This window comes from Malikia granosa, assembly GCF_002980595.1.
GTDB lineage: Bacteria > Pseudomonadota > Gammaproteobacteria > Burkholderiales > Burkholderiaceae_C > Malikia > Malikia granosa.
The window spans coordinates 59,947-72,957 of sequence record NZ_PVLQ01000027.1 but is presented as its reverse complement, the minus strand read 5'-3'; the positions used below and the strand labels follow the sequence as shown (position 1 = coordinate 72,957).

Annotated in this window: 12 protein-coding genes; 1 reads left to right on the top strand and 11 read right to left on the bottom strand. The window is 66.0% G+C overall.

Annotated features, from left to right (window positions below; all coding sequences use genetic code 11):
• Positions 1-32 precede the first annotated feature (32 nt).
• On the bottom strand, positions 33-695 hold the full coding sequence (locus C6P64_RS08105) for a CoA pyrophosphatase (protein WP_170073066.1): 663 nt from the start codon (positions 693-695) through the stop codon (positions 33-35).
• 209 nt (positions 696-904) lie between these two features.
• Here C6P64_RS08105 and C6P64_RS08100 point away from each other — a divergent pair, with 209 nt between their 5' ends.
• A complete protein-coding gene (locus C6P64_RS08100; RefSeq protein ID WP_105748053.1) occupies positions 905-2,191 on the top strand; it encodes a Glu/Leu/Phe/Val family dehydrogenase in 1,287 nt (428 codons plus the stop codon).
• Positions 2,192-2,202: 11 nt separating this feature from the next.
• Here C6P64_RS08100 and C6P64_RS08095 read toward each other — a convergent pair whose 3' ends face one another.
• From C6P64_RS08095 to nuoG, 10 genes are all read right to left on the bottom strand, one after another.
• Positions 2,203-2,808: an NUDIX domain-containing protein gene (locus C6P64_RS08095; protein WP_105748052.1), complete on the bottom strand. Its 606-nt coding sequence runs from the start codon at positions 2,806-2,808 to the stop codon at positions 2,203-2,205.
• 94 nt (positions 2,809-2,902) lie between these two features.
• Positions 2,903-3,202, bottom strand: coding sequence for a DUF2818 family protein (locus tag C6P64_RS08090; RefSeq protein WP_105748051.1), 300 nt, complete (start codon positions 3,200-3,202; stop codon positions 2,903-2,905).
• A gap of 5 nt (positions 3,203-3,207) precedes the next feature.
• Positions 3,208-4,692 carry an NADH-quinone oxidoreductase subunit NuoN gene (gene nuoN / locus C6P64_RS08085; RefSeq protein WP_105748050.1) on the bottom strand — a complete coding sequence of 495 codons (1,485 nt, stop codon included), beginning with the start codon at positions 4,690-4,692 and terminating at the stop codon, positions 3,208-3,210.
• Positions 4,693-4,728: 36 nt separating this feature from the next.
• The gene (locus tag C6P64_RS08080; protein ID WP_105748049.1) at positions 4,729-6,207 is read right to left on the bottom strand and encodes an NADH-quinone oxidoreductase subunit M; all 1,479 of its coding nucleotides are present in this window, start codon (positions 6,205-6,207) and stop codon (positions 4,729-4,731) included.
• 13 nt (positions 6,208-6,220) lie between these two features.
• Positions 6,221-8,281 (bottom strand): NADH-quinone oxidoreductase subunit L, encoded by a 2,061-nt coding sequence (gene nuoL, locus C6P64_RS08075; RefSeq protein ID WP_105748048.1) that lies wholly within the window; start codon positions 8,279-8,281, stop codon positions 6,221-6,223.
• A 30-nt stretch (positions 8,282-8,311) separates the two neighbouring features.
• Entirely contained in the window at positions 8,312-8,620 is a 309-nt protein-coding gene (gene nuoK, locus C6P64_RS08070) for an NADH-quinone oxidoreductase subunit NuoK (protein ID WP_105748047.1), read from the bottom strand.
• Positions 8,617-9,252: an NADH-quinone oxidoreductase subunit J gene (locus C6P64_RS08065; RefSeq protein ID WP_105748046.1), complete on the bottom strand. Its 636-nt coding sequence runs from the start codon at positions 9,250-9,252 to the stop codon at positions 8,617-8,619. The genes nuoK and C6P64_RS08065 overlap by 4 nt, the downstream gene beginning before the upstream one ends.
• 14 nt (positions 9,253-9,266) lie before the next feature.
• On the bottom strand, positions 9,267-9,791 hold the full coding sequence (gene nuoI, locus C6P64_RS08060) for an NADH-quinone oxidoreductase subunit NuoI (protein ID WP_105748045.1): 525 nt from the start codon (positions 9,789-9,791) through the stop codon (positions 9,267-9,269).
• Positions 9,792-9,806: 15 nt separating this feature from the next.
• Entirely contained in the window at positions 9,807-10,883 is a 1,077-nt protein-coding gene (gene nuoH, locus C6P64_RS08055; RefSeq protein ID WP_105748044.1) for an NADH-quinone oxidoreductase subunit NuoH, read from the bottom strand.
• Positions 10,880-13,003 (bottom strand): NADH-quinone oxidoreductase subunit NuoG, encoded by a 2,124-nt coding sequence (gene nuoG, locus C6P64_RS08050; protein ID WP_105748043.1) that lies wholly within the window; start codon positions 13,001-13,003, stop codon positions 10,880-10,882. The genes nuoH and nuoG overlap by 4 nt, the downstream gene beginning before the upstream one ends.
• Positions 13,004-13,011: the final 8 nt, after the last annotated feature.

Sequence of the window (13,011 nt, the reverse complement as noted above, 5' to 3'; positions counted from 1 at the left end):
TAGCGGCACGCGGCCCGACCCGCTGCGGGGCTTCAGGCCGCCAGGAAGCGGTACAGGTTGCGCAACAGCGCTGCCGTCGCGCCCCAGATGAAGCGCTCGTCCTTGCCATCCGCATAAGGCATGGCCAGCCAGTTGAGCGGCCGGCCCTCCCAATCCAGGGCATGCCGTCGGTGGTTGGCCGGGTCCATCAGGAAGGCCAGCGGCACCTCGAACAGCTCGGCCACCTCCTGCGGGTTGGGCCTGAACACGGCATCCGGTCGCACCAGCCCGACCACGGGCGTGATGCGGTAGGCGCTGCCGGTCAGGTAGTCGGGCAGCAGGCCCAGCACCTCGACCCGCTCCGGCGCCAGTCCGACCTCCTCCTCGGCCTCGCGCAGCGCGGCAGCGACCGCATCCTCGTCGCCGTCGTCGACCTTGCCGCCAGGAAAGGCCACCTGGCCGGCGTGGCTCGAGAGCTGGTCGGCACGCCGCGTCAGCAGCACGGTGGGCTGGTCGCGCAGCAGAATGGGTACCAGCACGGCGGCATGGCGCGTGGGCCGGTCAGTGAAGTGGCGCGGATCGCGCACCAGCTCGGGCTGCCAGGCCGGGCGCGCGGCGAAGCGCTGGCGCAGCGCCGGGCCGCTGAGGCGCTGCGGCGGCACCGGAGGCAGATGTCGGTCGGTGCCGATCAGCGGGGCAGTCCGGGGGTCGATCATGGATGAGGCCCGGCGCTTGCGCGCCCGGGCCAGGTGATGGCTAAGAACCCGATTGTGCCGCGCTGCGGCCAGTTCAGCAGCCGCTGGTGGATTCAGCCCTGGGCCGGCCGACTTCATGCATTTCTTGCATGGGGTGCAAAGCCATCGGCCTTGGACAGACCGGAGCGGGCTGCTTATGCTTGGCGCCTGGTCCAACTCGAGTCCTGTCCATGAGCCAAGTTCTCCATTCCCTGCCCTCCTACCTGCAAGCCGACCAGCTCGGTCCCTGGGGCATCTTCCTACAACAGGTAGACCGCGTCACCCCCTACCTCGGCGACCTGTCGCGCTGGGTCGAGACCCTGACCCGACCCAAGCGCATCCTGGTCGTCGACGTGCCGATCCAGCTGGATGACGGCAGCATCGCCCATTTCGAGGGCTACCGGGTGCAGCACAACACCTCGCGCGGTCCGGGCAAGGGCGGCGTGCGCTTCCACCAGGACGTGACGCTGTCCGAGGTGATGGCGCTGTCGGCCTGGATGTCGATCAAGAACGCGGCGGTCAACGTGCCGTTCGGCGGCGCCAAGGGCGGCATCCGGGTCGATCCGCGCCGGCTCTCGCGCGGCGAGCTGGAGCGGGTGACGCGCCGCTACACCAGCGAGATCGGCCTGATCATCGGCCCGACCAAGGACATCCCGGCACCCGACGTCAACACCAACGAGCAGGTGATGGCCTGGATGATGGACACCTACTCGATGAACGTCGGCGAGAACGCAACCGGCGTCGTCACCGGCAAGCCGATCGACCTCGGCGGCTCGCTGGGCCGGCGCGAGGCAACCGGCCGCGGCGTGTTCACGGTCGGCCAAGAGGCGGCGGCACGCATCGGCCTCGAGCTCAAGGGCGCGCGCATCGCGGTGCAGGGCTTCGGCAACGTCGGCAGCGTCGCCGCGCGGCTGTTCGCCGAGGCCGGCGCGCGCGTGGTGGCAGTGCAGGACCATGCCGGCACGGTCTACCGCGAGGCCGGCCTGGACATTCCCGCGCTGCTCGACCATGTCAGGCGCCACGGATCGGTGCTCGACTTCCCCGGTGCCGAGGCCCTCGCCCAGGACAGCTTCTGGGATGTCGACTGCGAGATCCTGATCCCGGCGGCGCTCGAGCAGCAGATCACCGAAGCCAACGCGGGCCGGATCAAGGCCAGGCTGGTGATCGAGGGCGCCAACGGCCCGACCACGCCGGCGGCCGACGACATCCTGCACGAGCGCGGCGTGCTGGTGCTGCCGGACGTGATCGCCAACGCCGGCGGCGTGACGGTCAGCTACTTCGAGTGGGTGCAGGACTTCTCGAGCTTCTTCTGGAGCGAGGACGAGATCAACGCGCGCCTGATCAAGATCATGCGCGACGCCTTCGCCGCCGTCTGGCAGGTGGCCGAGCAGCACCGGGTCAGCCTGCGCACCGCGACCTTCATCATCGCCTGCCAGCGCATCCTGCGCGCGCGCGACCTGCGCGGCCTCTATCCTTGAGCGGCCCCTGATCAGCCCTGTTCCGGCGCCGGCTGCCAGTCGAGCGCCCAGGCCCCCGACAGGACATTCTGCAGCCAGAGCAGTCCGGTCAGGGTCTTGGCGTCGGTCAGCACGCCATCGCGGCAGGCCGCCAGCAGCTCGTCGGGCGTGGCGGCCAGCACATCGAGGAATTCGCCCTGGTCGAGCTCGCGCTCGCCCAGGCTTAAGGCCCGCGCGAACCAGATCTCGATGAACTCGTCGGCATAGGCCAGCACCGGATGCAGCACGCCGGCATAAGCCCATTCGCGCGCGCTGTAGCCGGTTTCCTCGCGCAGTTCGCGCCGGGCGCAGGCGAAATGGTCCTCGCCCGGGTCGATCTTGCCGGCCGGGAATTCGAGCAAGGCCCGCTGCAGCGGATAGCGGTACTGGCGCTCGAGCACGACTCGGCCGTCGTCGAGCAGCGGAATGACCATGACGGCGCCGGGATGCCTGATGTACTCGCGCGCGGCGCTCGACCCGTCGGGCAGGCGCACGGTGTCGCGCAGCGCGTGCAGGAAATGGCCCTGGAAGACGGTGGCGCTGTCGATGCAGACTTCGCGCAGATGGGCCGGTTGCAGATCGGGCAGCAAGGGGTTCATGGCGGTGGACGAGTTCGGTGCGCGCACATCGGGCGCAGAAACGACGAAGCCCCATGACGGGGCTGCGGACGGAAGAAGCGGGGGCCGGCCAGGCTCAATGCCGCACCAGATAGCGCCAGACGAAGCCCGGGAAGGCCAGCGTCAGGAACAGGGTCGCGGTGATGGCATAGAACTCCCAGCCCTGCGGATAGATCTGGCCCAGCGACTGCTCGAGCGCCAGCCCGAGGCCGCCGACCAGCAGATACAGCAGGGACAGTTCGAGCAAGCGCAGCGCCAGGCCCTTCTCGCCCGAGCGCGTGGGCCAGAGGCCGAGCAGGCGCTGGCTCAGGAATGGCAGATTGGCGGCCGCCAGGGCCGCCAGCAGCACCAGCCAGACCGATGAAGTCTGGTTCATGCGGCTCAGTGCCAGAGCGCCAGGATGGCCTGGTCGCACAGCATCATCAGGCCGCCGGGCATCAGGCCCAGGCCCAGCACCAGGGCGCCGTTGAGCCCCAGCATGATGCGCTGGTCGGCATCTGCCTCGATCGCTGCGGTCTGCACCGGCGCATCGAAGTACATGACCTTGACCACGCGCAGGTAGTAGAAGGCGCCGATCAGCGACATCATGACCGCGAACACCGTCAGGCCGATGTAGACGCCACCGCCGGCGTTGAGCAGCGACTGCAGCACCGAGAACTTGGCATAGAAGCCGACCAGGGGCGGCACGCCTGCGAGCGAGAACATGCAGCAGGTCATGACGGCGGCGAACATCGGATTGCGCTGGTTCAGGCCGGCCAGGTCGGAGATTTCCTCCGACTCGAAGCCGTCGCGCGCCAGCAGCAGGATGACGCCGAAGGCCGCCAGCGTGGTCAGCACATAGGTGATCATGTAGAACATGGCCGAGCTGTAGGCCGCGTTCATGTTGGTGCCGTCCTGGCCGACCACGCCCGAGACGAAGGACAGCAGCACGAAGCCCATCTGCGCGATGGTCGAGAAGGCCAGCATGCGCTTGAGGTTGGTCTGCGCGACGGCGGCCAGGTTGCCGATCAGCAGCGAGGCCACGGCCAGCACCATCAGCATCTGCTGCCAGTGCCAGACCAGCGGCAGCATGCCCTCGACCAGCAGGCGCATCACGATCGCGAAGGCGGCCAGCTTGGGCGCACCGCCGATCATCAGCGTGACGGCGGTCGGTGCACCGTGGTAGACGTCAGGCACCCACATGTGGAAGGGCACGGCACCGAGCTTGAAGGCCAGGCCGGCGACGACGAAGACCAGGCCCAGCATCAGCACGGTCTTGTCGAGCATGCCGCTGGAGACCGCCTGCTGCACCTCGGCGAGGTCGAGCGAGCCGGTGGCGCCATAGACCAGAGACAGGCCGTAGAGCAGGAAGCCGCTGGCCAGCGAGCCGAGCACGAAGTACTTCATGGCGGCTTCGGTCGAGCGCAGCTCGTCGCGGCGCAACGCGACCAGGGCATAGCCCGGCAGGGTCAGCAGCTCCAAGCCCAGGTAGAGGGTCAGGAAGTGATGGCCCGAGATCATCACGCACATGCCCAGCAGCGAGTAGAGCGACAGCGTGAACAGGTCGCCCGCGCGCAGCATGTCGCGCGCACCGGCGTAGGGACGGCTGTAGACCAGGGTCACCAGCACTGCCAGGGTGGCGAAGCCCTTGAGCAGCGAGGCCATCGGATCGACCACGATCATGTGGCTGAAGACATAGACGGTCTCGTCGCTGCCGGCCTGCACGAAATGCAGGGCCGCCACCACCGCGAGCGTCAGCAGCGTCAGGCGGTAGGTCGCGCCGCGCAGCGGGGTCTTGACCGCCAGATCGAACAGGGCGATCAGGCTGGTCATGGCCAGGAGCAGCAGCTCCGGCGCAACCGCCGCCCAGTTGTTACTCTCTATCATTGTTGTGCTCTTTCGAAACGTTGAGAGGGGTGGGCCTCAGGGCAGCTTGGAGACGGCCACATGCTTGAGCAGCTCGGCGACCGAAGCGTCCATCACGTCAGTGAAGGGCTTGGGATGGATGCCCATGTAGAGCACCATCACGGCCAGCAATGCCATGACCAGGAATTCGCGGCCGTTGATGTCCTGCAGCGCCTTGACATCGTCGTTGCCGACCGGGCCCAGGTAGACGCGCTTGAACATCCAGAGCGAATAGGCGGCGCCGAAGATCAGCGCGCTGGCGGCGATCAGGCCGACCCAGAAGTTGGCCTTGACGGCGCCCAGGATCACCATCCACTCGCCGACGAAGCCAGCGGTGCCCGGCAGGCCGCAGTTGGCCATCGTGAACAGCAGCGCGAAGGCGGCGAACTTGGGCATGGTGTTGACCACGCCGCCGTAGGAAGCGATCTCGCGCGAGTGGACACGGTCGTACAGCACGCCGATGCCGAGGAACATCGCGGCCGAGACGAAGCCGTGGGCAATCATCTGCACGATGGCGCCCGAGACCGACAGGTCGTTGAACAGGAAGAAGCCCAGCGAGACGAAGCCCATGTGCGCGACCGACGAGTACGCGACCAGCTTCTTCATGTCCTGCTGCACCATCGCGACCAGGCCGACATAGACCACGGCGACCAGCGACAGGCCGACCATCAGGCCCGACCATTCATGCGCGGCATCGGGCGTGATCGGCAGCGAGAAGCGCAGGAAGCCGTAGGCACCCAGCTTCAGCATGATCGCGGCCAGCACGGCGGAGCCGCCGGTCGGCGCCTCGACGTGCACGTCGGGCAACCAGGTGTGGACCGGCCACATCGGGATCTTGACCGCGAAGGCGGCAAAGAAGGCGAAGAACAGCAGGGTCTGTGCCTGGGCGCCCAGCGGCAGCTTGTACCAGGCCTGCAGGTCGAAGCTGCCACCCGAGACGTTGTACAGGTAAATCAGCGCCACCAGCATCAGCAGCGAGCCGAGCAGGGTGTAGAGGAAGAACTTGAACGCGGCGTAGATCTTGTTCGGACCGCCCCAGATGCCGATGATCAGGTACATCGGGATCAGCGTGGCTTCGAAGAAGATGTAGAACAGCATCGCATCCTGCGCGCTGAAGACACCGATCATCAGGCCCGACAGGATCAGGAAGGCGCCCATGTACTGGTTCACGCGCTCCTGGATCACTTCCCAGCCGGCCAGCACCACGATCAGGTTGATGAAGGCGGTCAGCAGCACCAGCCAGAGCGAGATGCCGTCCACCGCCAGGTGGTAATGGACGTTGAAGGCCGGCACCCACAGCACGCGCTCGACGAACTGCATCGCGGCGGAACCCGCCTGGAAGCCGGTGTAGAGCGGCACCGTCACGGCCAGGCCGGCGACGGCTCCGAGCAGCGCGAGCCAGCGCACGGCGCCCGAATCACGCTTGTCGCCACCCATGGCGAGTAGAAGGACACCAAACAGGACTGGCGTCCAGATCGCAAGGCTCAGCAAACCCATCTTGTTCTTCTCCTTATTTGGCGAGCTGCACGAAATAGATCATGAAGGCCAGCACGCCTGCGATCATCCAGAACGCGTAGGTATACAAGTAGCCGGTCTGGAAGCGGCGCACCAGGCCCGCGACCGCACCGACGATCTTCCAGCTCAGGTTGACGACGGCAGCCTCGATGATGCCGCGGTCGCCGCCCTTCCAGAGACCCAGGCCCAGGCCGCGTGCTGCCTTGGCCAGGATGTTCTCGTTGATCCAGTCCATGAAGTACTTGTTCTCCAGGATCACGATCAGCGGGCGCAGGGCACGGGCGAAGAAGGCCGGCACGGCCGGGTTGACCAGGTACATGTACCAGGCCGAGACGGCACCGGCCAGGGCCAGCCAGAACGGCGCGGTGGTCAGCGCGTGCTGGGCCATCGCCAGCGGACCGTGGAATTCCTCGGCCAGCATTTCCAGCGCCGGGTGGGCATGCAGGTTGATCGTGATGGCGTCCTTCAGGAAGTCGCCATAGAGCATCGGCTCGATCGTGAAGTAGCCGATCAGCACCGAGGGAATCGCCAGCAGCAGCAGCGGCACGGTCACGACCCAGGGCGACTCGTGCGGCTTGCCGTCGCCATGGTGGCCATGGTCGTCATGCGCGGCGTGGTCGTCATGGTGGTCATCGTGATGACCGTGGTGCGCGTCCGGGTTCTGGTCGTAGCGCTCCTGGCCGTGGAAGACCAGGAAGTACAGGCGGAACGAGTAGAACGAGGTCACGAACACGCCCGCCAGCACCGCGAAGTGGGCGAAACCGGCGGCCGGCAGGTTGCTGAAATGCACCGCCTCGATGATGCTGTCCTTCGAGTAGAAGCCCGAGAACAGCGGGGTGCCGATCAGCGCCAGGGTGCCGAGCACGAAGGTGATCCAGGTGATCTTCATGTACTTGCGCACATTGCCCATCCAGCGGATGTCCTGGTTGTGGTGCAGGCCCATGATGACCGAGCCGGCGCCGAGGAACAGCAGTGCCTTGAAGAAGGCGTGGGTCATCAGGTGGAACACCGCGACCGAGTAGGCCGAGGCGCCGAGAGCGACGGTCATGTAGCCCAGCTGCGACAGGGTCGAGTAGGCGATGACGCGCTTGATGTCGTTCTGGATGATGCCCAGGAAGCCCATGAACAGCGCGGTGATGGCACCGATCACCAGGATGAAGTTCAGCGCGGTGTCGGACAGCTCATAGATCGGCGACATGCGCGAGACCATGAAGATGCCGGCCGTCACCATGGTGGCGGCGTGGATCAGCGCGGAGATCGGGGTCGGGCCTTCCATCGAGTCCGGCAGCCAGACATGCAGCGGGAACTGGGCCGACTTGCCCATCGCGCCGATGAACAGGCAGATGCCGATCACGGTCACCAGCATCGCGTCCTGCCCCATGATGTACCACGGGAACTCGATCGCGGCCAGCTCGGGCGCCTTGGCGAAAATCTCGGTGTAGTTCAGCGAGCCGGTGTAGGCCGCCAGCAGGCCGATGCCCAGGATGAAGCCGAAGTCGCCGACGCGGTTGACCAGGAAGGCCTTCATGTTGGCGAAGATCGCGGTCGGCTTGTTGAACCAGAAACCGATCAGCAGGTAGGACACCAGGCCGACGGCTTCCCAGCCGAAGAACAGCTGCAGCAGGTTGTTGCTCATGACGAGCATCAGCATGCTGAAGGTGAACAGCGAGATGTAGGCGAAGAAGCGGTTGTAGCCCTCGTCTTCTTCCATGTAGCCGATGGTGTAGAGGTGGACCATCAGCGAGACGAAGGTGACGACGCACATCATCATCGCGGTCAGGCCGTCGACCATGAAGCCGATTTCCATCTTCATGCCGCCGATGACCATCCACTCGTAGATGGTGGCGTTGAAGCGGGCACCGTCGAGGACATCGTTGAAGGTGATGACCGAGATCACGAGCGCGACGAACACGCCCAGGATGGTCAGGCAGTGGGCGGCACGACGGCCCAGCAGGTTGCCGCCGAACCGGGTGCCGAGGACGCCGGCCAGCGCGGAGCCGACCAGCGGGGCCAGGGGCACCGCCAGCAAGGTGCTTGCAGAGAGGCTTGTACTCATTTTTAGACTTGGCGTTGAACCCTCGAGCCCTTAGCCCTTGAGCGAGTTGAGCTCATCCACGTTGATGGACGACTTGTTGCGGAACAGCAGCACCAGGATGGCGAGGCCGATCGCGGACTCCGCGGCTGCAACGGTCAGGACGAAGAACACGAAGATCTGGCCGTTGAGGTCACCCAGGTAATGGGCAAAGGCCACGAAGTTCATGTTCACTGCCAGCAGCATCAACTCGATCGCCATCAGCAGCACGATCAGGTTCTTGCGGTTCAGGTAGATGCCGACCACCGACAGCGCGAACAGGATCGCGCCCAGCGAGAGGAAATGTCCCAGGGTCAGACTCATGCTTGGCTCTCCGGCTGTTGTGCGGGGCGGGTGGCCGGCAGCGACACGACTTCGAGGCGGTCGGCGGCGCGCACCTTGACTTGGATCGAGGGGTCGATCGCCTTGCTGTCCTTGCGCTGGCGCAGGGTCAGTGCAATCGCGGCGAACATGCCGACCAGCAGGATCACGGCGGCGATCTCGACCGCCACGAAGTACTGCGAGTACATCAGCTTGCCGATTTCACGCGTGTTGTTGTGGTCGGCCAGGTGCATCGCGGTCTGCGCGACCTCGGGCGCCACGACCATCTCGGGGAAGCCGATCCACAGCACGCTGATCAGCTCGAAGCCGATGCCGGCGCCCATGATCGCGGCGAGCGGGAAGTTCTTCCAGAAGCCCTGGCGCAACTCCTCGACGTTGATGTCGAGCATCATCACGACGAACAGGAACAGCACCATGACGGCGCCCAGGTAGACCAGCACCAAGGTGATGCCGAGGAACTCGGCCTTGAGCAGCAGCCAGATGGCGGCGGCCTGCGAGAAGGCCAGCATCAGGTAGAGCACCGCATGCACGGGGCTGCGCGCGGTGACGGTCCGGAAGGCTGCGAACAGCAGCACCGCCGAGAACAGGTAGAAAAATCCGGTCTGGAATTCCATGGTGATCCTTAGCCTCAGCGGTACTTGGCGTCCGCGGCCTTGGCTGCGGCGATCTCGGGTTCGAACTTGTCACCGACCGCCAGCAGCATGTCCTTGGTGAAGTACAGGTCACCGCGCTTCTCGCCGTGGTACTCCAGGATCTGGGTCTCGACGATGGCGTCGACCGGGCAGGCCTCTTCGCAGAAACCGCAAAAGATGCACTTGGTCAGGTCGATGTCGTAGCGGGTGGTGCGGCGCGAGCCGTCATCCTGGCGCGGGCCGGCCTCGATGGTGATGGCCATGGCCGGGCAGATCGCCTCGCACAGCTTGCAGGCGATGCAGCGCTCCTCGCCGTTCTCGTAGCGGCGCTGCGCATGCAGGCCGCGGAAGCGCGGCGACAGCGGGGTCTTCTCTTCGGGGAACTGCACCGTGACCTTGCGGCGGAAGGTGTAGCGGCCGGTCAGGGCCATGCCCTTGAAGAGCTCCACCAGCATGAAGCTCTTGAAAAAGTCCTTCAGCGAGAAGGGCGCAACGGCGGTGGTCGTCGTGTTAGCAGACATCTTGTTTGGCCCCAATTACTTCCAGATATTCCAGGAAGACTGCATCAGGAAGCCGACCAGCAGCAACCAGACCAGGGTCACGGGAATGAAGATCTTCCAGCCCAGACGCATGATCTGGTCATAGCGGTAGCGCGGGAAGGTGGCGCGGATCCAGATGAAGGCCGACATGATCAGGAAGGACTTGAGGCCCAGCCAGATCCAGCCCGGGATGAAGTCGAGGAAGGCGAAAGGCGACAGCCAGCCACCCAGGAACATCAGCACGGCCAGCATCGAGATCAGCCACATGCTGGCGTATTCGGCCAGGAAGAAGATCGCGAAGCCCATGCCCGAGTACTCGACCATGTGACCGGCGACGATCTCGGCTTCGCCCTCGACCACGTCGAAGGGATGGCGGTTGGTTTCGGCCACGCCCGAGATCAGGTAGACGAAGAACACCGGCAGCAGCGGCAGCCAGTTCCAGGACAGGAAGCTCAGGCCGTTGTCGGCCGCGAAGCCGCGTGCCTGCGAGGCGACGATCTCGGCCAGGTTCAGGCTGCCGGCGGTCATGACGACGATCAGGAAGCAGAAGCCGATCGCGATCTCGTAGCTCACCATCTGCGCCGAGGCGCGCAGCGCGCCGAGGAAGGCGTACTTGGAGTTCGAGGCCCAGCCGGCGATGATCACGCCGTAGACTTCGATCGAGGTGATCGCGAGGATGACCAGCAGGCCGGCGTTGACATTGGCCAGCACGGCTTCGGGGCCGAACGGCACCACCACCCAAGCGGCCAGCGCCGGCATGATGGCCATGACCGGACCGAGGCGGAACAGGCCCTTGGCAGCCGCCGTCGGGTTGATCAGTTCCTTGGACAGCAGCTTGACCGCGTCGGCGATCGGCTGCAGCAGGCCCTTGGGGCCGACGCGGTTGGGACCGAGGCGGACCTGCATGAAGCCCAGCAGCTTGCGCTCCCACAGCGTCATGTAGGCGACGGCGCCCATCAGCGGTGCCAGCACCGCGACGATCTTGAGCAGGATCCACAGGACCGGCCAGGCCATGGTGGCCCACCATTGGGCGGGAACCAGGTTCAGGCCGCCGTTGTACAGAGCATCGATCATGCGCTCACCTCCGAGACAGCACGGGCGTCAGCCGTCAGTTGCAGGGAACCGGCGCGACGCACCAGCGCGTCCAGTTGGTAAATCGACGCCACGCAGGGCTTGCCGACGGCAGCAGCGGTGTCGATCGCGGCATCGGTCCGGTTAGACAGGCGCACGGCCGATACGAGCTCGCCGCTCACGACGCCAGGCAGGGCCTGGGCCAGCACATCCTGGGTGGACTCCTGGGCGAAACCGCCCAGATCGAGCAGGTTGCCGAGCACGCGCAGCACCTTCCAGGCCGGGCGGGTCTCGCCCAGCGGCTTGACCACGGCATGGAAGCTCTGCAGCCGGCCTTCGGCGTTGACGAAGGAACCCGAGGTCTCGCTGAACGGTGCGATCGGCAGCAGCACGTCGCTGATGTCCAGATTGGTCTTGAACGGGCTCAAGGTCACGACCATCTCGGCATTGGCCAGGGCCTTGCCGTCGATCGCCGTGTCGGCGCCGGGCTCGACGTTGAGCAGCAGCGCCGCCTTGAGGCTGCCGGACAGCATCTGGCCGGCGTCGAGACCGCCCTGACCGGGCAGCGCGCGCACCAGCTGCGCGCCGACGGTGTTGGCCGCCTCGCTCAGGTAGCCGAAGCTGGCACCGGTCTGCGTTGCAATCCACTGCGCCAGGGCCAGCAGGCTGGAAGCCTGGGCATGGTGGGCGGCGGCATTGCCGAGCAGCACCGCCTTGCGGTCACCGCCCAGCAGCGAGGCGGCGATGGCGCGGGCGGCGTCATCGATAGTGGCAGCGACCGGAGCGGCAACGCCCTTGGACTCGGCCACGGCAGCGGCGATGGCCGCCAGCGCCTGGGTCCAGTGGGTGGCCTCGGCCACCAGGGTGTTGGCCACCGGCATGGCCCAGTCCTGCACCGACTCGTTCAGCGCATGGACCTGGGCGCCCTTGCGGACAGCCTGGCGGATGCGCTGGGCGAACAGCGGATGGTCCTTGCGCAGGTTCGAGCCGACCACCAGCACGCGCTGCAGGTCGCTCAGTGCGGCGATCGGCAGGCCGAGCCAGCGCGCCTCGCCCTCGGGGGCGACGTTGCCGAAGTCGGCCGCACGCAGGCGGCTGTCGATGTTCGAACTGCCCAGGCCGCGCACCAGGGCGCCGGCCAGGGCCAGTTCCTCGACCGTGCTGTGCGGGCTGGCCAGCAGGCCGATGGCCTGGGCGCCCTGCTCGGCCTTGATGGTCTTCAGGCCATTGGCGACATATTCGAGCGCGATCTGCCAGTCCACTTCCTTCCAGACGCCGCCCTGCTTGAGCATGGGCTTGGTCAGGCGCTCGGCCGAGTTCAGTGCCTCGTAGGAGAAGCGGTCGCGGTCGGCGATCCAGCATTCGTTGACTTCCTCGTTCTCGAACGGGACGACACGCATGACCTGGTTGTTCTTGACCTGGACGATCAGGTTGGCGCCGGCCGAGTCGTGCGGGCTGACGCTCTTGCGCCGGCCCAGCTCCCAGCTGCGCGCGTTGTAGCGGAACGGCTTGCTGGTCAGCGCGCCGACCGGGCAGATGTCGATCATGTTGCCCGACAGCTCGGAGTCGACGGACTGGCCGACGAAGGTCTCGATCTCGGCGTGCTCGCCGCGATGCGACATGCCGAGCTCCATGACGCCGGCGATTTCCTGGCCGAAGCGCACGCAGCGGGTGCACTGGATGCAGCGGCTCATTTCCTGCATCGAAACCAGCGGGCCGACGTCCTTCGGCATCACGACGCGCTTTTCTTCCTCGTAGCGCGATTCGCCGCCGCCGTAGCCGACCGCGATGTCCTGCAGCTGGCACTCGCCGCCCTGGTCGCAGATCGGGCAGTCCAGCGGGTGGTTGATCAGCAGGAACTCCATGACCGACTTCTGGGCCTTGACGGCCTTGTCGGACTTGGTGCGCACGACCATGCCCATGGTGACGGGCGTGGCGCAGGCCGGCATGGCCTTGGGCGCCTTCTCGACGTCGACCAGGCACATGCGGCAGGATGCCGCGATGGAGAGTTTCTTGTGATAGCAGAAGTGCGGGATATAGGTACCCACCTTTTCGGCTGCATGCATGACCATGCTGCCGGGGGGTACTTGCACTTTCTTGCCGTCGAGTTCGATTTCAACCATGGTTCAAA